We start from the raw sequence: 18,831 nt of genomic DNA on the forward strand, positions 1-18,831 counted from the left end.
CAGAGCAAAAAAATAAATAATTAAGCTCGAAGTGTAGCCGCAAATTCCAACATACGGTTTAACGGCAACAACGCCCCTTCTCGCAGTGCGGCATCAACATGTATCTCATGAGCCGCACCACCCTCCTCCAGGCCCTCAGCAATCGCCTTGAGGCCGTTCATCGCCATCCACGGACAATGCGCGCAGCTGCGACAAGTTGCCCCCTCACCGGCCGTCGGAGCTTCAAGTAGCTCTTTATCCGGAACGGCTTGCTGCATTTTGTAAAAAATGCCCCGGTCAGTCGCCACAATCAGCTGCTTGTGCGGTAACGATTTTGCTGCATTAATTAGCTGGCTGGTTGAGCCAACCGCATCAGCCATATCTACGATAGACTGAGGGGACTCCGGGTGCACCAGCACAGCGGCATCAGGGTAAAGCCCTTTCATGCGTGTTAAAGCCTGGGTTTTAAACTCATCGTGGACGATACAAGCTCCCTGCCAACAAAGAACGTCTGCACCGGTCTGTTTTTGCACGTAGTTGCCCAGATGCCTGTCCGGGGCCCAGATGATTTTTTGACCTAAACTATCAAGATGCTCAATAAGTTCTACTGCGATACTGGAAGTGACAACCCAGTCCGCACGTGCTTTAACGGCGGCTGAGGTATTAGCGTAAACCACCACGGTACGATCCGGATGCGCGTCGCAAAATGCGCTGAACGCGTCAATCGGACAGCCCAGATCTAATGAACATTCCGCCTGTAAGGTCGGCATCAGGATAGTCTTTTCCGGGCTGAGAATTTTGGCGGTTTCTCCCATAAACCTCACGCCGGCAACCAGCAGCGTAGAGGCAGAATGTTTTGCACCAAACCGCGCCATCTCCAGAGAATCGGAGATACAGCCGCCGGTCTCTTCTGCCAACTGCTGAATTTCAGGATCGGTGTAATAGTGCGCGACCATAACGGCATCACGCTCTTTCAGCAGGCGCTTGATTTTTTCACGATAAAATTGCTTTTCATCCACACTCAGCGGCGCTGGTTTCGGCGGAAACGGATAAATTGCTGCTTCTGGATCAAACATCACGCTCATCTTGCTTTCTCGTTTTACTGGCTTAACGAAATAACCGATTAAAAGCGTGACGCACGCCATATTCGGTTTGATTTGTTTTATATGCTAAACAAGATAGCGAATTGGCGCAGAAAAGTCACAATAATTGCGTGTGATGAGTGCCGGATGGCGACTGGCGTCTTATCCGGCCTACATTTGGCACCCGTAGGCCTGATAAGCGAAGCGCATCAGGCAAGCAGGTTCGAATCTTATAAATCGCAGATAGCAAAAAGGCGCCTTTAGGGCGCCTTTTTACACTGGTGGGGCGTGCAGGATTCGAACCTGCGACCAATTGATTAAAAGTCAACTGCTCTACCAACTGAGCTAACGCCCCCATATGGGGTGTACTACTTCAATTATTCAGGATGGTGGGTCGTGCAGGATGACTCGGCTTCGCCTCGCCCTACGGGCCGTTGCTTACGCAACGTTATCCTTCACGGTTTACTATTGCTTTCACCAGAAACATTGGTGGGTCGTGCAGGATTCGAACCTGCGACCAATTGATTAAAAGTCAACTGCTCTACCAACTGAGCTAACGACCCGCTCGGATGTAACCTGAAAAATTTTTACTCGAAACCACCAAAATAGTGGTGGGGCGTGCAGGATAACTCGACTTCGTCTCGCCCTAACGGGCCGTTGCTAAAGCAACGTTATCCTTCACGTTTAACATCTGAGTACGATGTTAAAGTTGGTGGGGCGTGCAGGATTCGAACCTGCGACCAATTGATTAAAAGTCAACTGCTCTACCAACTGAGCTAACGCCCCGAGTGGTGGGTGATGACGGGATCGAACCGCCGACCCCCTCCTTGTAAGGGAGGTGCTCTCCCAGCTGAGCTAATCACCCGATACTACGCTGGATACTACTTACTAACTGAGTTAGTGGTGGGTCGTGCAGGATTCGAACCTGCGACCAATTGATTAAAAGTCAACTGCTCTACCAACTGAGCTAACGACCCACTTTTTTCGCCGCTTTCGGGCTGTTTGATATCCCTTGGCAACGGCGGCATATATTACTGATTTCAGATTTTAGCGCAACAAAAATTTCGATGTAAATAACTCAACTGCTTAGGAATCACACGACACGACCAGAAATAACACGATTTCTGGTCGCATGGTGGTCATTACATCGCGCCAAGGCGTTTTTGCGCTTGTTTCGCGCCATCAGTGCCAGGATATTTAGTGATAACCTGCTGATAAACCGCTTTAGCTTTTGCTGTGTCACCTTTGTCCTGCATGATAACGCCGACTTTATACATCGCGTCTGCAGCCTTAGGTGATTTTGGGAAGTTTTTAACTACCGAAGCAAAATAGAACGCAGCATCATCCTTTTTACCCTTGTTGTAATTCAACTGACCCAGCCAGTAATTCGCATTTGGCAGGTAAGTAGAGTCTGGGTACTTTTTGATGAAGTTCTGGAATGCTTCAATCGCGTCATCCTGGCGGGATTTATCCTGTACCAGGGCAATTGCTGCATTGTAATCGGTATTCGCATCGCCAGTTTGCACGGGAGCCCCTGACGTTGCCGCAGCTCCCGCATCAGGTGTAGGAGTTACCGCCCCACTCTGATCGCCACTCGTAGACTGTGCCGCAGGCGCACTACCGCTGCCAAGATTATTCATCTGCAGCAATATTTGCTTCTGGCGCTCAACAACCTGATTCAGTTGATACTGATTTTCCTGAATTTGACCACGCAGGGAATCAATATCGGACTGATTATCGGAGAGTTGTTGCTGGAGTTGGGTTAAAAGCTGACTGTGAGCGTTAGAAATACGCTCGAGTTGAGTGACACGGTCTTCGACCGAGCCAGAGCCGACACTACTGATTGGCGCCTGTGCAAAAGCGGCCCAGGGGGCCGCTATGCCAACCAGTAACGACAGACTCAACAGATGATGTCTGAAGTTACTGCTCATGCAATTCTCTTAGTAAACCAGTACGGCGCGACGGTTTTTGGCGTAAGCCGCTTCGTCATGACCCAGTACTGCAGGTTTTTCTTTACCGTAAGAAACGATGGAGATCTGGTCAGCAGAAACGCCTTTACCCTGCAGGTACATCTTAACGGCGTTCGCACGACGCTCACCCAGGGAGATGTTGTACTCAGGCGTACCACGTTCGTCCGCATGACCTTCTACGGTGACTTTGTAAGATGGGTTGCTACGCAGGAAGTTAGCGTGAGCATCCAGCATTGCAGCGAAGTCAGAACGGATATCGTACTTGTCCAGATCGAAGTAAACGATGTTGTTCTGCTGCAGCTGTTGCATCTGAAGACGCGCTTGCTCTTCAGAAGACATGTTGCCGCTGCCGTTTGCATCCATACCAGTGCCGGCACCCAGCATGCCTTCGCTGCCGTCATTGCTGGCGTTCTTGTTAGAAGAACACGCTGCAATAGCCATAACAGGCAGAGCAATCATCAGCCCTTTCAGCACTTTGTTCAGTTGCATTTCAATGATTCCTTTATTAATCAATTATTTATTATCACAGATACGGCGACCAGGCAGGGAATTTAACCTGACCATCAGTTGCCGGAAGACGCGCTTTGAAACGCCCATCTGTAGAAACCAAATTCAGCACGGATCCCATCCCCTGAGAAGAGCTGTAGATTACCATAGTGCCGTTAGGTGCCAGACTTGGCGTTTCATCCAGGAACGTTGACGACAGGACTTGTACGCCACCCGCTACCAGATCTTGTTTGGCAATGTGCTGCTGACCATTGGCAGAGCTTACCATTACCATAAACTTACCGTCGCTGCTCACATCTGCATCCTGGTTTTGCGAACCTTCCCAGGTAATACGCTGCGGAGCACCGCCGTTGACGTTAACTTTATATACCTGCGGACGACCGGCCTGGTCAGAGGTAAAGGCCAGGTTTTGGCTGTCCGGGAACCAGGTAGGTTCCGTGTTGTTACTACGACCATCCGTAACCTGACGGATCTGACCGGAACCAATGTCCATAACATACAGGTTCAGGCTACCGGTTTTAGACAGGGCAAACGCCAGTTTGCTGCCATCCGGAGAAAACGCAGGTGCACCGTTGTGACGTGGGAACGACGCTACCTGACGAACCGCGCCATTAGACAACGTCTGAATAACCAGTGCAGAACGACCGCTTTCGAAAGTGACGTATGCCAGTTTTGAACCGTCCGGAGACCACGCCGGTGACATCAGCGGCTGCGGAGAACGGTGTACCACGAACTGGTTGTAACCATCGTAGTCAGACACACGTAATTCGTACGGGAACTGACCGCCGTTAGTCTGAACAACATAAGCGATACGGGTACGGAATGCACCTTTAATACCGGTCAGTTTTTCAAACACTTCGTCACTGGCAGTATGGCCCGCATAACGCAGCCACTGCTTGTTCACTTTATAAGTATTCTGCGCCAGTACGGTACCCGGCGCGCCACCGGTATCTACCAGTTGATAAGCGACGCTGTAGGAACCATCCGGATTCGGTGTAACCTGACCGACGACCACGGCATCAATACCCAGCGCAGACCATGCGGCAGGTTGAACTTCCTGCGCGGTACCCGGCTGCTGAGGCAGACGAGAGCGGTCTAACGGATTAAATTTACCGCTGTTACGCAGGTCAGCGCCTACGATGCCACCGATATCTTCAGGTGCAGCACCCGGCCCTGCCCACTGGAAGGGGACAACACCAATCGGGCGTGCCGAGTCCACCCCCTGGGTGATCTCGATACGTACTTCTGCGTGCAGCACCGCTGCCCACAGCATCAGAAAACCAAATGCTACTCGTAATGCCTGCTTCATCATATCTCCCTTATCTGGACGGAAAGCCCACGATAATTTAGCAGAATGTTAACAAACTCAAATACACAAAACTACCAGAACTCTGTCTCAACCTTAGACCGTTTCCCCTGAATTCTCAGGGGGCGTTATTACAGTTTAAAGTCCAGTTTGGCATCTTTTACTTTTTCATAAACAGCCTGGCTAGGCGGTTTAGGAATTCTGGCTGTTTTCGCAGCCGTCAGCGCAGCCTGGCACAATGCCGGATCTCCGCCCTCTTCGGTCACATCCAGTAACAGACCATCGGGTGCTAACTTGATATGTAATACGCAAGATTTACCTGCATACAAATCGGCACCATACAGACGACTCTGGATCGCATTACGAATTTGAGATGCGTAAGCACTGATATCAGCGCCAGATGCACCGCCATTAGCACCACTTGTACCACTATCTTTCGCCGGTTGACCGCTTCCTTTCGCTCCACCACCCGATTTCGGTGCATTCTTACCGGAGCTTAGGTCACCTAACAAGTCGTCAACGCCAGAGGCTGCTGCGGCTTTTTCGGCCGCAGCCTTTTTCGCAGCAGCCGCTTTATCAGCCGCAGCTTTCTTATCGGCAGCGGCTTTCTCGGCTGCAGCTTTTTTATCTGCAGCTGCTTTTTCAGCCGCGGCTTTCTTATCAGCCGCCGCTTTTTCAGCAGCGGCAGCTTTCGCGGCGGCGGCTTTTTCTGCTTTCTCAGCGGCAGCTTTCTCGGCTGCAGCTTGCTTAGCGGCCTCAGCCTGCGCTTTCTTCGCAGCGTCTGCTGCTGCCTTAGCAGCTTGTGCTTCTGCAGCTTTCTTCGCATCAGCGGCGGATTTAGCGGCTTCAGCCTCAGCTTTTTTCTGTGCGTCCGCAGCGGCTTTCTTCGCAGCATCTGCCGCTTGTTTCGCCTGAGCATCAGCTTTGGCCTTCGCATCTGCAGCAGCCTTCGCCGCAGCTTCTTCAGCCTGTTTCTGTTGCTCTTGCGCTTTCGCGGCGGCGGCTTCGGCCTGCTTTTGCTGTTCCGCCTGTTCGCGCACTTTTTCCTGCGCGGCTAAACGTTCTTTTTCCAGCTGCTTCAGTCGCTCTTGCTCAGCCGCCTGCTTCTCGCGAAGTTCCTCAGCTTGCTGCTGCGCCTGTTTTTCACGCTGTTCTTCTGCACGTTTCGCACTTGCCTGCTGCTGCTGCTGCCTGTCGTACTGTTGCACAACGGCGCCAGGATCGACCATAACGGCGTCGATGGACGAACCGCCACCGCCGCCAGCTGAAGCATCAATGTGCTCATCGAACGAACTCCAGATCAGTACTGCAAATAAAATGACATGCAGCACCGCTGAAATAATTATCGCCCTTTTGAGCTTGTCGTTTTGTTCGGTTGCCTTTGACACTCTCGGTTCCCAAAAAACTGTTCGCCTGTTACGCGCTATCTTTCAAGCCAGCAAAACGCGGTCATCAGATTGGCTGCGTCATCAAGCCAACCGATTTTACGCCTGCACTGTGTAACAAGTTCAGCGCTTTAATTATTTCATCATAAGGCACGTCTTTCGCACCACCGATTAAAAAGACCGTTTTCGGATTGGTTTGCAGGCGGCTTTTCGCTTCCGCGATAACCTGCTCCGGCGGCAGTTGATCCATCCTGTCTTTCTCAACGACCACGCTGTATTGCCCAATACCGGAAACCTCAATAATGACCGGCGGTTCGTCGTTACTGCTGACGGCTTGCGATTCGGTCGCATCCGGCAGGTCGACTTCCACACTCTGCGTAATGATCGGCGCGGTTGCCATAAAGATCAGCAACAGCACCAGCAGTACGTCGAGCAGCGGTACAATATTGATTTCGGACTTGAGTTCGCGACGACCTCGTCCACGCGTTCTGGCCATGGCTTACCCCTTGTTGCTCTCGCTAACGGTAAACGCCTGGCGGTGCAGAATCGCGGTGAACTCTTCCATAAAGTTGTCGTAATTCAGTTCCAGCTTGTTCACGCGCTGATTCAGTCGGTTGTAAGCCATAACCGCCGGGATTGCCGCAAACAGACCGATAGCCGTGGCGATCAACGCTTCCGCGATACCCGGCGCGACCATTTGCAGCGTGGCCTGTTTTACCGCGCCCAGCGCGATAAATGCGTGCATGATCCCCCAAACGGTACCGAACAGACCGATATACGGGCTGATGGAGCCGACGGTGCCGAGGAATGGAATATGCGTTTCCAGCGTTTCCAGTTCACGGTTCATCGAGATACGCATCGCACGGGATGCTCCTTCAACGACCGCTTCCGGCGCATGGCTATTCGCCCGATGCAGACGCGCAAACTCTTTGAATCCGCTATAGAAAATTTGCTCTGAGCCCGCCAGATTATCACGACGCCCCTGGCTTTCCTGATACAGACGCGACAATTCAATGCCAGACCAGAACTTGTCTTCAAATGCTTCGGCTTCACGTGAAGCAGCATTAAGAATACGGGTCCGCTGGATAATAATGGCCCAGGATGCGATTGAGAAACCAATCAAAATCAACATGATAAGTTTAACCAGAAGGCTTGCCTTCAGGAACAAATCAAGGATATTCATGTCAGTCACTGCTTAAACTCCGCGACAATAGACTTGGGAAGCGCACGAGGCTTCATTTTGAGTGGATCAACGCAAACGATCAGAACTTCGGCTTCATTCAGCACGGTGTTCTCTGCGTTGACAATGCGTTGCGTGAAAACCAATGAGGTGCCACGCATTGACGTAATTTCGGTTTGAACTTCGAGCATATCGTCGAGCCGGGCAGGCGCAAAATACTCGAGGGTCATCTTGCGCACCACAAAGGCTACACGTTCGGCCAACAGGACCTGCTGACTGAAGTGATGATGACGCAGCATCTCTGTACGAGCTCTTTCATAAAAAGCGACGTAGCTGGCGTGGTAAACCACCCCACCGGCATCGGTATCTTCATAGTAGACACGAACCGGCCATCGAAACATATACTTATTCATTCCTACTGCCTCTTTGTTGGCTTCGCCCACTCACACCAGTTGCTTACCCTGGTAAGCGCCTGGTGACTCGCGTTCTTGCCGCCGCGATGCATCAAGAATGTCGTTGTATATCGCGCTGTCTTCACTGTACATCCCGGTAATGCAACAAAAGGTTAGTGCTTTCAAACTTCGCTACTATACGCGCGGGAATGGTGCTTTGGAATGGGGGAAAGTAAACGGAGAGTAAAAAATTATGGGCTTATGCAAGCCCATAAATATTTAAGGATGTTTCTTATTCAAAAGAAGAAGAAAAACAGTCCAACAATGAGGACGATATCCGCGATCAGCGGGCAGAAGATGCCCTGCCAGTGCACCGCGCGAGGACGGAAGCCAACGCCGTGAATAATGCCTGCGCAGACCGCCCACATCAGCAGGAAACCATGCCAGATTTCAAGCTCACTGGTTTTGGCCGCAAAACGTGACGGATCCCAGAATATGCAGCCAGCCAACACGATTGCCAGCACAAAGGAAAGCGCCCGCAGGGGGCGCTTGTCCATCGCGTTGTATACCATCGCGATAATGTTGGTCATCAGCTATCTTCTTGTCCGGCTTTGCCTGATTCAACGTGCTCAAGCGCCAGCGCTGTGATTATCCCAAATGCACAGGCAAGAAGCGTTCCCAAAATCCATGCGAAATACCACATTTTAAGCTCCTTACTTAGTACAGAGAGTGGGTGTTGCTTTCAATATCTTCTTTAGTGATGCGACCGAACATCTTCCAGTAGCACCAGCCGGTGTACAACAGAATGATGGGTACAAACACCGCCGCGACCCAGGTCATCAGGTTCAATGTAAGCTGGCTGGAGGTGGCATCCCACATAGTCAGGCTTGCGTTCATCATGGTGCTGGATGGCATCACAAACGGGAACATTGCGATACCGGCAGTCAGGATGATGCAGGCTAACGTCAGTGAGGAGAAGACGAACGCCCATGCCCCTTTCTCCATACGAGAAGTCAGGATAGTCAACAGCGGCAGAACGACGCCCAGTGCAGGAACCAGCCACAGGATAGGTGCGTTATTAAAGTTCACCATCCATGCGCCAGCCTCGCGAGCCACTTCTTTGGTCAGCGGGTTTGAGGCGGCATGGTGATCCAGTGCGGAGGTCACAACATAACCGTCAATACCGTAAATCACCCATACACCGGCCAGCGCGAAGCAGACCAGAGTCACCAGTGCCGCAACCTGCGAAGTTGCACGTGCACGCAGATGCAGCTCACCTACCGTACGCATCTGCAGATAGGTCGCGCCCTGGGTGATGATCATCCCAACACTCACGACACCCGCCAGCAGACCAAACGGATTCAGCAACTGGAAGAAGTTACCGGTGTAGTACAGACGCATGTAGTCGTCTACGTGGAACGGAACCCCTTGCAGCAGGTTGCCGAATGCCACGCCAATAACCAGCGGTGGAACGAAGCTACCAATGAAGATGCCCCAGTCCCACATGTTGCGCCAGCGCATGTCTTCAATCTTGGAGCGGTAATCAAAACCGACCGGACGGAAGAACAACGATGCCAGTACCAGAATCATCGCCACATAGAAGCCGGAGAACGCGGCGGCATACACCATCGGCCAGGCTGCGAACAGTGCGCCGCCTGCGGTGATGAGCCAAACCTGGTTACCGTCCCAGTGTGGGGCGATGGAGTTAATCATAATTCGACGCTCGGTATCATTACGGCCGAGGAAACGGGTGAGCATGCCCACCCCCATGTCGAAGCCATCAGTGACCGCGAAACCAATCAGCAGAATGCCAACCAGCAGCCACCAGATAAAACGCAATACTTCATAATCGATCATTTGACGACTCCTGTCTTAGCGTGCCGGCTGAGAAGTCACAGTGGACTGCTCGTAGTGATAACGACCGGTTTTCAGGCTACTCGGCCCAAGGCGTGCGAACTTGAACATCAGATACAGTTCAGCCACCAGGAACAGGGTATACAGGCCGCAAATCAACAGCATCGAGAAGATGAGGTCGCCAGCGGTCAGCGAAGAGTTCGCTACGGCTGTTGGTAACACTTCACCAATCGCCCACGGTTGACGACCGTACTCTGCGACAAACCAACCGGATTCGATCGCAATCCACGGCAGAGGAATCGCATACAGCGCAGTGCGCAGCAGCCATTTTTTCTCACCGATACGGTTACGAAGTACGGTCCAGAAGGACACAGCGATGATTGCCAGCATCAGAATGCCGCATGCCACCATGATACGGAATGCGAAGTACAGCGGCGCAACGCGAGGAATAGAATCTTTCGTTGCCTGCTGAATTTGCGCTTCGGTCGCGTCGGTGACGTTATCCGTATAGCGTTTCAGCAGCAGACCATAACCCAGGTCTTTCTTCATGCTGTTGAACTGATCGCGAACGGCCTGATCGGTCGTACCAGCACGCAGCTCTTCCAGCAGTTGATACGCTTTCATCCCGTTACGGATGCGCTCTTCGTGCTGCACCATCAGATCTTTCAGACCAATGACCGGTGTATCAACAGAGCGGGTGGCAATGATGCCCAGCGCATAAGGAATTTGAATCGCAAAATGGTTTTCCTGCGCATCCTGGTCCGGAATACCGAACAGCGTAAAGGAAGCCGGTGCAGGCTGAGTTTCCCATTCTGCTTCAATCGCAGCGAGTTTGGTTTTCTGCACGTCGCCCATTTCGTAACCGGATTCATCACCCAGAACGATAACAGACAGAATTGCAGCCATACCAAAGCTGGCGGCGATGGCAAAAGAACGTTTAGCGAACGCGAAGTCACGACCGCGCAGCATATAGTAGGAGCTGATCCCCAGAACGAACATCGCGCCACAGACATAACCAGATGCCACAGTGTGAACAAATTTCACCTGTGCAACCGGGTTGAGCACCAGTTCAGAGAAGCTCAGCATCTCCATACGCATGGTTTCGAAATTGAAATCCGCGGCGATTGGGTTTTGCATCCAGCCGTTCGCAACCAGAATCCACAGCGCGGACAGGTTAGAACCCAGAGCTACCAGCCAGGTGACGCACATATGCTGGACTTTACCCAAACGGTCCCAGCCGAAGAAGAACAGACCTACAAAGGTGGATTCGAGGAAGAAGGCCATCAAACCTTCGATCGCCAGCGGCGCACCGAAAATATCCCCTACATAGTGGGAGTAGTAGGACCAGTTAGTCCCGAACTGGAACTCCATGGTCAGACCGGTTGCCACACCCAGAGCGAAGTTGATACCAAACAACTTGCCCCAGAACTTGGTCATATCTTTATAAATCTGTTTGCCGGAAAGGACGTAGACCGTTTCCATGATGGCCAGCAAGAACGCCATACCGAGCGTCAGTGGCACAAACAGGAAGTGGTACATCGCGGTCAAGGCAAACTGTAAGCGCGACAGTTCGACTATATCTAACATCATGACTCCTTGCTCATCGCATGAAGACTCCGAGAGTGAACCCCGTTAGAAAGGGTCACACGCATGCCCCAATACAAATTTATCTGCTTCCCCCCACCGCTGCCCTTTCCTCTCATTTGAAGAAAGGACAATGATGAAAGGTTACAAACATGTTAATAAAACACTCAAATTGATCCCGCAATTATATTACGCCGTAAAATCCTTACAATAAACAGGTTTTTATCGAGGTAAATTTGCATTTTTCGATAGTGATCAATTTATAGCTAATTTACCACCTTCAGACCAATTTGATCTGCAGCAATTTAACCTCTTTTGATGCCGTTTACCAAGTTTTAAACATTGATTTAAATCAATTTTCAAATTTAATGTTAATAGTGTTTAGCAGTAAGATGACTAGTGAACATCATGTTAACAACATGTTTTTCAATGAGTAATTGCCGTTACTACAAATGATAGGTTATTTATTTAAATCTACACGATCTTTTAACTCGCCTGGCTGACAAAATTGTCCGCAGATAAAGAGTCACTATTGCTGGGTAGCTCACAGTTTTTTGTTTAGCAAGTCATGGATTTGTTATTTCATACAAATTGTTCATTTAAATTTCACTTATAATTAACACCAAGATGTAACTATCTCAAATTGAAGCGAAAGCGTAGCTCATTGACAGACGCATTGCGTTTGGCGTTCTCCCGCAGAGCGCAGCCGTTCCGCTTAAATCATCACTTAAAGTTATCATTCACCTATCTTCTTCTCTTATATGGCAATGTTTAAATATGCCACAAACAATTCATTATCATTTTTATCCTAAATTTAACAAAAGATAATTATGACATATAAGATTAAAAAATAAAAAACCGTTATCCCGTTCACAAGTTATTTAGTAAATGTGATTTTTTAAATTATTAAAAATGGTGCATAAACGAGGCGCGCAACAAAATAAGATTTCGATCACAAACATGGCAAGTTATTTATTACCCAATTTCCTAACAAATTAAAAATCATCGCAAAAACAAATCATAAGACACTGATAGTAAAGTGATTTTATAAAAAAATAATATAACAATCATTTTGCGCAGGATATTTTGAAAATAGATCAATTGCTTCCTTTTCCGCTTCCACAGAAACTTCAACCCTATTAAGAGGTTGCCACAATCCATGTTCTAAATATTAGAAAACAATTTTCACTTATTGACCATCAGCCCTACAGAGGATTACCCATGAAGAAATCTACACTTGTTATTGGCGTCATCGGTGCTGACTGCCATGCAGTAGGTAATAAAGTTCTGGATCGCGTTTTTACAGCTCATGATTTTCACGTAATCAACCTCGGGGTGATGGTGAGCCAGGATGAATATATTGATGCCGCGATTGAAACAGGCGCCGATGCCATCGTGGTGTCCTCTATCTACGGTCACGGCGACATTGACTGCCTCGGGTTACGTGAGCGCTGCATAGAACGTGGCCTCGGCGACATTCTGCTGTACGTCGGCGGCAACCTGGTCGTCGGTAAGCATGACTTCGCCGATGTGGAAGTGAAGTTTAAAGAGATGGGATTTAACCGCGTCTTCGCACCAAGCCATGACCTGGAAGATGTCTGCGCGCTTATCACTAATGATATTCACCAACACAATGGCCTTGAGCAGCGTTGCCTGGAAGAGGCTATCTGATGCAAACAGTTTCTGTCGATATCGGCTCGACATGGACCAAGGCTGCCCTCTTCGCCCATGAAGGCGAAGAATTAACCCTGGTAAACCATGTCCTGACCCCAACCACCACACATCATCTGGCAGACGGTTTTTTTGCCAGCCTGAATCAGGTGCTGAACGTTGCCGATGCTCGCCCGTTACTGAAAAGTGGTGAAGTGCAGTTGAAATACTCTTCTTCGGCCAAAGGTGGACTCGCCGTTGCAGCAATGGGGCTGGTGCCTTCCATTACGCTGGAATCGGCCAAAGTTACCGCCCATTCGGCAGGAGCGAAAATCGCGCAATATTATTCGTACAAGCTCAACCGTCATGACATTCAGGAGCTGGAATCTTCCCCCCCAGACATTCTGCTGTTTACCGGCGGTACAGACGGTGGCGAAGAAAGCTATGGCCTGGCGAATGCGCACGCGCTGGCAGGCTCAAAGCTTGATTGCGCCATTATCTACGCCGGAAACCGGGACATTCAGGACGAAATACAAACGATTCTCGGACATAAGGATCTGACCACGGTAGACAACATTCTGCCAGACCTCGATCACCCGAATCCGTTTGCCGCGCGCCAGGCGATTTGCGATGTGTTCTTGTCACGCATTGTCAAAGGCAAAGGTCTGGACGTCATTGTCGGCGAAACAGGCGAAGAGCCAATGCCGACGCCATGGACGGTATATGAGTTAGTTAAAGCCATTAGCGATTACGACAGCGCATGGAAGGAATTCATGCTGATTGATATGGGCGGAGCCACCACGGATGTCTATTCGGCCAGCGCGAATACCCTCTCCCCCGATACCGTCCTGCATGGTGTTCCTGAACCGTTCGTTAAACGTACCGTTGAAGGCGACCTGGGAATGCGCGTTTCCGCCGTCGTGGTGGGAGAAAGCACGCAGGAAATGGTGAAAGTCATCTTCGCCCAACAACCGCAGCGCGAGGAAGCGTTTTACCGCTACCTGCGTCACCTGGTTGGGCAACCGGATTACCTGCCACTCAGCGAGGAGGAGAAATATTTCGACACCCTGCTGGCAGGTTTGTGCGTGGGCTATGCCGCTGAGCGCCACGCGGGCACTAAAAAGCAGGTTTGCACCTGCGTGGGTAACGTGGATTTACAGATGGGTCGCGATCTCACCACCGTACGCAAAGTCGTCGGTTCAGGGGGATGGCTCTCTCGCGCCAGCCAGTTCGATATCCATAACTGGCTCAAATACCGGGAGCTGGACGACCAGGGTAAAAGAATTCTGTTACCGAATCAGTTTGAGTATTACCGCGATTCAAATGGCCTGCTCCCGCTACTGGCAAACGTCGCCAGGCTGTACCCGCAAGCCGCTGCTCGCACCAGCATTCAGTGTTTAACCCTATAAAACTTAAGGCAGCTACGAATGGAACTTCGAAATAAAAAATTGACCCATGACGAATTCATGACCGAAAGGCATCAGGTGTTACAAACCTGGGAAACCGGCAAAGACGTTGAGAACTTCGAAGATGGCGTGAAGTACCAGCAATCAATTCCAGATAAAAAGCGCTTCTCCCTTGCCTTGCTGAAGGCCGATCAGGAAGGAAAAACCCTGAGCCAGCCGCGCGCAGGCGTAGCATTAATGGATGAGCATATTGCGCTGCTCAAAACATTGCAGGAAGAGTGCGACCTCCTGCCGAGCACAATCGATGCCTATACCCGTCTGAACCGCTATGAAGAAGCCGCTGTCGGGATCCAGAAATCTATCGAAGCAGGTACTTCCAAACTGAATGGTTTACCGGTTGTCAATCACGGGGTTGCTGCCTGCCGCCGGATGACTGAATCGCTGGAAAAACCGATCCAGGTTCGCCACGGTACGCCGGATGCGCGCCTGCTGGCAGAAATCGCAATGGCCAGTGGCTTTACCAGCTACGAAGGCGGCGGTATCTCCTACAACATCCCTTACGCTAAACGCGTCACCCTGGAAAAATCCATCCGCGACTGGCAGTACTGCGACCGCCTGATGGGCCTGTATGAAGAGAACGGCATTCGCATCAACCGTGAACCGTTTGGCCCGCTGACCGGCACTCTGATCCCGCCGTTTATATCCCATTCGGTGGCCATTATCGAAGGTCTTCTGGCGCTGGAACAAGGCGTGAAGTCAATTACCGTCGGCTACGGCCAGGTCGGCAGCCTGACGCAGGATATCGCCGCTATTCAGGCGCTGCGCGAACTGTCTCACGAATACTTCCATAACCACGGCTTCGACGATTACGAACTGAGCACCGTTTTCCACCAGTGGATGGGCGGATTCCCGGAAGATGAAGCGAAAGCCTTCTCCGTTATCGCCTGGGGCGCAGCGGTTGCAGGTATGTCGGGCGCTACAAAAGTGATCACCAAAAGCCCGCACGAAGCGTTCGGTATCCCAACGGCAGCAGCTAACGCTCAGGGCCTGAAAGCGTCACGCCAGATGCTCAACATGGTCAGCGACCAGAAATTCCCGCAGTGCGCTGCCGTGGAACAGGAAGTAGATCTGATTAAGAGCGAAGTCCGCGCGGTACTGAAAAAAGTCTTCGAGCTGGGCAATGGCGACATTGCGCGCGGCACGGTGCTGGCCTTTGAAGCTGGCGTGCTGGATGTACCTTTCGCTCCTGCCGCCTGTAACGCCGGTAAGATCCTGCCTGTTCGCGATAACACAGGCGCAATCCGTATTCTTGAAGCCGGTGCCGTTCCGCTGCCGAAAGATATTCTCGCCCTGCACCACGACTATGTCGCAGAGCGCGCACATTTTGAAGGCCGCAAGCCTTCTTTCCAGATGGTCATTGATGACATCAACGCCGTATCCCACAGTAAATTAATAGGAAGACCATAATGAAAATCAAAAAGGCCCTTTTCACCGCTGGCTACTCCTCGTTTTATTTTGACGATCAGCAGGCCATCAAAAATGGCGCCGGTCATGACGGGTTTATCTATACCGGCGATCCGGTAACGCCTGGATTTACCTCTGTTCGTCAGGCGGGTGAATGCGTTTCCGTGCAGCTGATTCTGGAAAATGGCGCGGTAGCGGTGGGCGATTGCGCAGCGGTGCAATATTCAGGCGCAGGCGGTCGTGACCCGCTGTTCCTGGCTGAAAACTTTATTCCGTTCCTCAACGATCACATCAAACCGCTGCTGGAAGGCCGTGACGTTGATGCGTTCCTGCCGAACGCCCGTTTCTTTGACCAACTGCGTATTGACGGTCATCTGCTGCATACCGCCGTCCGCTATGGTTTGTCTCAGGCGCTGCTCGACGCTGCGGCGCTGGCTACCGGTCGTCTGAAAACTGAAGTGGTTTGCGATGAATGGCAACTGCCGTGCGTGCCGGAAGCCATTCCATTATTTGGTCAGAGCGGCGACGACCGTTATATCGCCGTTGATAAGATGATCCTTAAAGGTGTGGACGTCCTGCCGCATGCGCTGATCAACAACGTGGAAGAGAAGCTGGGCTTTAAAGGCGAAAAACTGCGTGAGTATGTACGTTGGTTATCCGACCGCATCTTAAGCCTGCGCACCAGCGAACGTTATCACCCGACGCTGCACATTGATGTGTACGGCACGATCGGTCTGATCTTCGATATGGATCCGGTGCGCTGCGCTGAATACATCGCCAGCCTGGAAGTCGAAGCCCAGGGTCTGCCGCTGTATATCGAAGGTCCGGTTGATGCCGGTAACAAGCCGGATCAGATCCGCATGTTGACCGCCATCACCAAAGAGCTGACTCGTCTGGGTTCCGGCGTGAAAATTGTCGCCGACGAATGGTGTAACACCTATCAGGATATCGTGGACTTTACCGATGCGGGCAGCTGCCACATGGTACAGATCAAGACTCCAGATCTTGGCGGCATTCATAACATTGTTGATGCAGTGCTGTACTGCAACAAACACGCCATGGAAGCCTATCAGGGCGGTACCTGTAACGAAACGGAAATCAGTGCCCGCACCTGCGTACACGTGGCACTTGCCGCGCGTCCAATGCGCATGCTGGTTAAACCGGGTATGGGTTTCGATGAAGGTCTCAACATCGTGTTTAACGAGATGAATCGCACCATCGCGTTGTTGCAAACTAAGGATTAAGAGATGGCACGCACATTTAAGATCTTATCGCCTACGGCTATCCTGGGTTATGGCTTCCCGGAAGAAAGTTTTCGTAAAGCCATGGAAGAGTCACCGGATCTTATTGCTGTTGACGCAGGTTCCTCCGATCCAGGCCCCCACTACCTGGGGGCAGGTAAACCCTTTACCGACCGGGCCGGCGTGAAACGCGATCTGCGCTATATGATTGTGGCGGGCGTTAAGAACAACATCCCTGTCGTGATCGGCACCGCCGGTGGTTCTGGCGCAGCGCCGCATCTGGAGTGGTGTCGCCAGATAATCCATGAGATCGCACAGGAAGAAAAACTGACCTTCTCAATGGCGCTGATCCCGTCTGATGTCGACAAAGAAATCGTCCATCAGGCACTGGATAACGGCAAGATTACTGCGCTCGATTTTGTGCCTGAATTAACTCACGAGGCAATTGAAGAGAGCACCTACATTGTCGCGCAGATGGGCGTCGAGCCTTTTCAGCGTGCGCTAGAAGCTGGCGCGCAGGTGGTCCTGGGCGGACGCGCCTACGATCCCGCCTGCTTCGCCGCGCTGCCGATAATGCAGGGCTTTGATGAAGGTCTGGCGCTTCATTGCGGTAAGATCCTTGAGTGTGCTGCCATTGCTGCCACCCCAGGCTCTGGCTCAGATTGTGCGATGGGGATCATTGACGACAACGGCTTTACGCTGAAGGCGTTCAATCCCAAGCGTAAGTTCACAGAAACGTCCGCGGCGGCGCACACGCTGTATGAGAAGTCCGATCCGTACTTCCTGCCAGGACCAGGCGGCGTACTGAACCTGAAAGCGTGCACCTTTACCCAGGTTAACGAGGGTGAGGTGTATGTCAGCGGTTCACGTCATGAAGAAACACCGTATGCATTGAAACTGGAAGGCGCGCGTCAGGTTGGCTTCCGCTGCCTGACCATCGCCGGAACGCGCGACCCGATTATGATTGCCGGGATTGACACCATTCTCGAAGAGGTACAGGCAAGCGTTGCGCGTAACCTCTCACTGAATGACGACAGTATCCGCATGACATTCCACCTGTATGGTAAGAACGGCGTGATGGGCAACCATGAACCAATGAAAACCGCCGGTCATGAACTGGGGATTTTACTGGATGTCGTTGCGCCGACGCAGGATATCGCCAACAGCGTTTGCTCGCTGGTGCGCTCTACCCTGCTGCATTACGGCTATGAAAATCGTATTGCGACTGCGGGCAACCTCGCCTTCCCGTTCTCGCCATCTGATATTCAAAGTGGACCGGTGTATGAGTTCTCGATCTATCACCTGATTGAAGCGAGCGATGCGCTGCGTTTTGATTTCCACATTGAACAGGTGACGCCAGAAGGAGTTCAGGCATGAAACACTCAATTTGTTCACTGGCGCAGGTTATTCGCTCCAAAAACGCCGGACCGTACGAACTGGTTTTAGATATTTTATTTAAAACCAGGGAAGACTATCAGCGGGTAAAAGCCTGCGAGCAATTAACGCCGCAGCTGATTGCCAGTTTATATAATGTTGAACCAGACTTTATTCATAATATCGTGTGGTTCGATCCGGCGAATGCCGTAAAAATAGTCATGCCGCGCGATATTATTTCCGGCAACGTTGGTGACAATGATGTTTATGGTGCGCAGCAACACGCCCCATTATTAAGTATTGAGTTCGACTTGTAACAAAAAACACAATAACAACCATTGGAGCACAGAATTCAGCGGTATCACAGTGCTTCGAATTATTCATGCGGTTGGTCACAACAGGCGTGCGTCTGAGCTGCTGTCCAGGCTCAGGCGCGCACCACCCTACACAATTCCAA

Annotated in this window: 18 protein-coding genes and 5 tRNA genes; 6 read left to right on the plus strand and 17 right to left on the minus strand. The window is 51.2% G+C overall.

Annotated elements, in window-relative coordinates; translation table 11 throughout:
• Window positions 1–20: 20 nt before the first annotated feature.
• The 17 genes from nadA to cydA all read right to left on the minus strand — a co-directional run bounded on the left by nadA (window position 21) and on the right by cydA (window position 11,242).
• Window positions 21–1,064, minus strand: coding sequence for a quinolinate synthase NadA (nadA, locus tag OGV80_RS18280; protein ID WP_043015647.1), 1,044 nt, complete (start codon window positions 1,062–1,064; stop codon window positions 21–23).
• Between the two features lie 276 nt (window positions 1,065–1,340).
• Window positions 1,341–1,416, minus strand: a tRNA-Lys gene (locus tag OGV80_RS18285).
• A gap of 132 nt (window positions 1,417–1,548) precedes the next feature.
• Window positions 1,549–1,624, minus strand: a tRNA-Lys gene (locus OGV80_RS18290).
• 147 nt (window positions 1,625–1,771) lie between these two features.
• Window positions 1,772–1,847, minus strand: a tRNA-Lys gene (locus tag OGV80_RS18295).
• Between the two features lie 3 nt (window positions 1,848–1,850).
• Window positions 1,851–1,926: transfer RNA gene (locus tag OGV80_RS18300), tRNA-Val, on the minus strand.
• Window positions 1,927–1,962: 36 nt separating this feature from the next.
• Window positions 1,963–2,038 (minus strand) — tRNA-Lys (locus OGV80_RS18305).
• Window positions 2,039–2,203: 165 nt separating this feature from the next.
• Complete coding sequence (gene cpoB / locus OGV80_RS18310; RefSeq protein WP_043015646.1) at window positions 2,204–2,992, minus strand: cell division protein CpoB; 789 nt, start codon at window positions 2,990–2,992, stop codon at window positions 2,204–2,206.
• Between the two features lie 9 nt (window positions 2,993–3,001).
• Window positions 3,002–3,520 carry a peptidoglycan-associated lipoprotein Pal gene (gene pal / locus OGV80_RS18315; protein ID WP_003022983.1) on the minus strand — a complete coding sequence of 173 codons (519 nt, stop codon included), beginning with the start codon at window positions 3,518–3,520 and terminating at the stop codon, window positions 3,002–3,004.
• A 34-nt stretch (window positions 3,521–3,554) separates the two neighbouring features.
• Window positions 3,555–4,847, minus strand: coding sequence for a Tol-Pal system beta propeller repeat protein TolB (tolB, locus tag OGV80_RS18320; RefSeq protein ID WP_003022981.1), 1,293 nt, complete (start codon window positions 4,845–4,847; stop codon window positions 3,555–3,557).
• Between the two features lie 128 nt (window positions 4,848–4,975).
• Window positions 4,976–6,232, minus strand: coding sequence for a cell envelope integrity protein TolA (gene tolA / locus OGV80_RS18325; RefSeq protein ID WP_087052999.1), 1,257 nt, complete (start codon window positions 6,230–6,232; stop codon window positions 4,976–4,978).
• A gap of 64 nt (window positions 6,233–6,296) precedes the next feature.
• The gene (tolR, locus tag OGV80_RS18330) at window positions 6,297–6,725 is read right to left on the minus strand and encodes a colicin uptake protein TolR (RefSeq protein ID WP_003022978.1); all 429 of its coding nucleotides are present in this window, start codon (window positions 6,723–6,725) and stop codon (window positions 6,297–6,299) included.
• Window positions 6,726–6,728: 3 nt separating this feature from the next.
• Window positions 6,729–7,421: a Tol-Pal system protein TolQ gene (gene tolQ / locus OGV80_RS18335; protein WP_003022976.1), complete on the minus strand. Its 693-nt coding sequence runs from the start codon at window positions 7,419–7,421 to the stop codon at window positions 6,729–6,731.
• Window positions 7,418–7,822: a tol-pal system-associated acyl-CoA thioesterase gene (ybgC, locus tag OGV80_RS18340; protein ID WP_003831439.1), complete on the minus strand. Its 405-nt coding sequence runs from the start codon at window positions 7,820–7,822 to the stop codon at window positions 7,418–7,420. The genes tolQ and ybgC overlap by 4 nt, the downstream gene beginning before the upstream one ends.
• Before the next feature lie 275 nt (window positions 7,823–8,097).
• On the minus strand, window positions 8,098–8,391 hold the full coding sequence (gene ybgE, locus OGV80_RS18345) for a cyd operon protein YbgE (RefSeq protein WP_043015644.1): 294 nt from the start codon (window positions 8,389–8,391) through the stop codon (window positions 8,098–8,100).
• The gene (gene cydX / locus OGV80_RS18350) at window positions 8,391–8,504 is read right to left on the minus strand and encodes a cytochrome bd-I oxidase subunit CydX (protein ID WP_003022970.1); all 114 of its coding nucleotides are present in this window, start codon (window positions 8,502–8,504) and stop codon (window positions 8,391–8,393) included. Before cydX ends, ybgE begins: the two co-directional genes overlap by 1 nt.
• 14 nt (window positions 8,505–8,518) lie before the next feature.
• Complete coding sequence (cydB, locus tag OGV80_RS18355) at window positions 8,519–9,658, minus strand: cytochrome d ubiquinol oxidase subunit II (protein WP_043015643.1); 1,140 nt, start codon at window positions 9,656–9,658, stop codon at window positions 8,519–8,521.
• 15 nt (window positions 9,659–9,673) lie between these two features.
• Entirely contained in the window at window positions 9,674–11,242 is a 1,569-nt protein-coding gene (cydA, locus tag OGV80_RS18360; protein ID WP_003022965.1) for a cytochrome ubiquinol oxidase subunit I, read from the minus strand.
• Between the two features lie 1,218 nt (window positions 11,243–12,460).
• Between cydA and glmS the strand changes: the two genes are divergently transcribed.
• The 6 genes from glmS to OGV80_RS18390 are packed head-to-tail and all read left to right on the plus strand — an operon-like array spanning window position 12,461 to window position 18,691.
• A complete protein-coding gene (glmS, locus tag OGV80_RS18365; protein WP_003022963.1) occupies window positions 12,461–12,910 on the plus strand; it encodes a methylaspartate mutase subunit S in 450 nt (149 codons plus the stop codon).
• A complete protein-coding gene (glmL, locus tag OGV80_RS18370) occupies window positions 12,910–14,298 on the plus strand; it encodes a methylaspartate mutase accessory protein GlmL (RefSeq protein WP_043015642.1) in 1,389 nt (462 codons plus the stop codon). Before glmS ends, glmL begins: the two co-directional genes overlap by 1 nt.
• Window positions 14,299–14,316: 18 nt before the next feature.
• Window positions 14,317–15,762, plus strand: coding sequence for a methylaspartate mutase subunit E (locus OGV80_RS18375; protein WP_087053000.1), 1,446 nt, complete (start codon window positions 14,317–14,319; stop codon window positions 15,760–15,762).
• Window positions 15,762–17,003, plus strand: a complete 1,242-nt coding sequence (locus OGV80_RS18380; protein WP_043015641.1) for a methylaspartate ammonia-lyase — start codon at window positions 15,762–15,764, stop codon at window positions 17,001–17,003. Before OGV80_RS18375 ends, OGV80_RS18380 begins: the two co-directional genes overlap by 1 nt.
• 3 nt (window positions 17,004–17,006) lie before the next feature.
• Entirely contained in the window at window positions 17,007–18,377 is a 1,371-nt protein-coding gene (locus tag OGV80_RS18385) for an acyclic terpene utilization AtuA family protein (protein ID WP_047412553.1), read from the plus strand.
• On the plus strand, window positions 18,374–18,691 hold the full coding sequence (locus tag OGV80_RS18390; protein WP_016152303.1) for a DUF4387 domain-containing protein: 318 nt from the start codon (window positions 18,374–18,376) through the stop codon (window positions 18,689–18,691). The genes OGV80_RS18385 and OGV80_RS18390 overlap by 4 nt, the downstream gene beginning before the upstream one ends.
• Window positions 18,692–18,831: the final 140 nt, after the last annotated feature.

Source organism: Citrobacter sp. Ce119, assembly GCF_030334525.1.
Taxonomy (GTDB): domain Bacteria; phylum Pseudomonadota; class Gammaproteobacteria; order Enterobacterales; family Enterobacteriaceae; genus Citrobacter; species Citrobacter europaeus.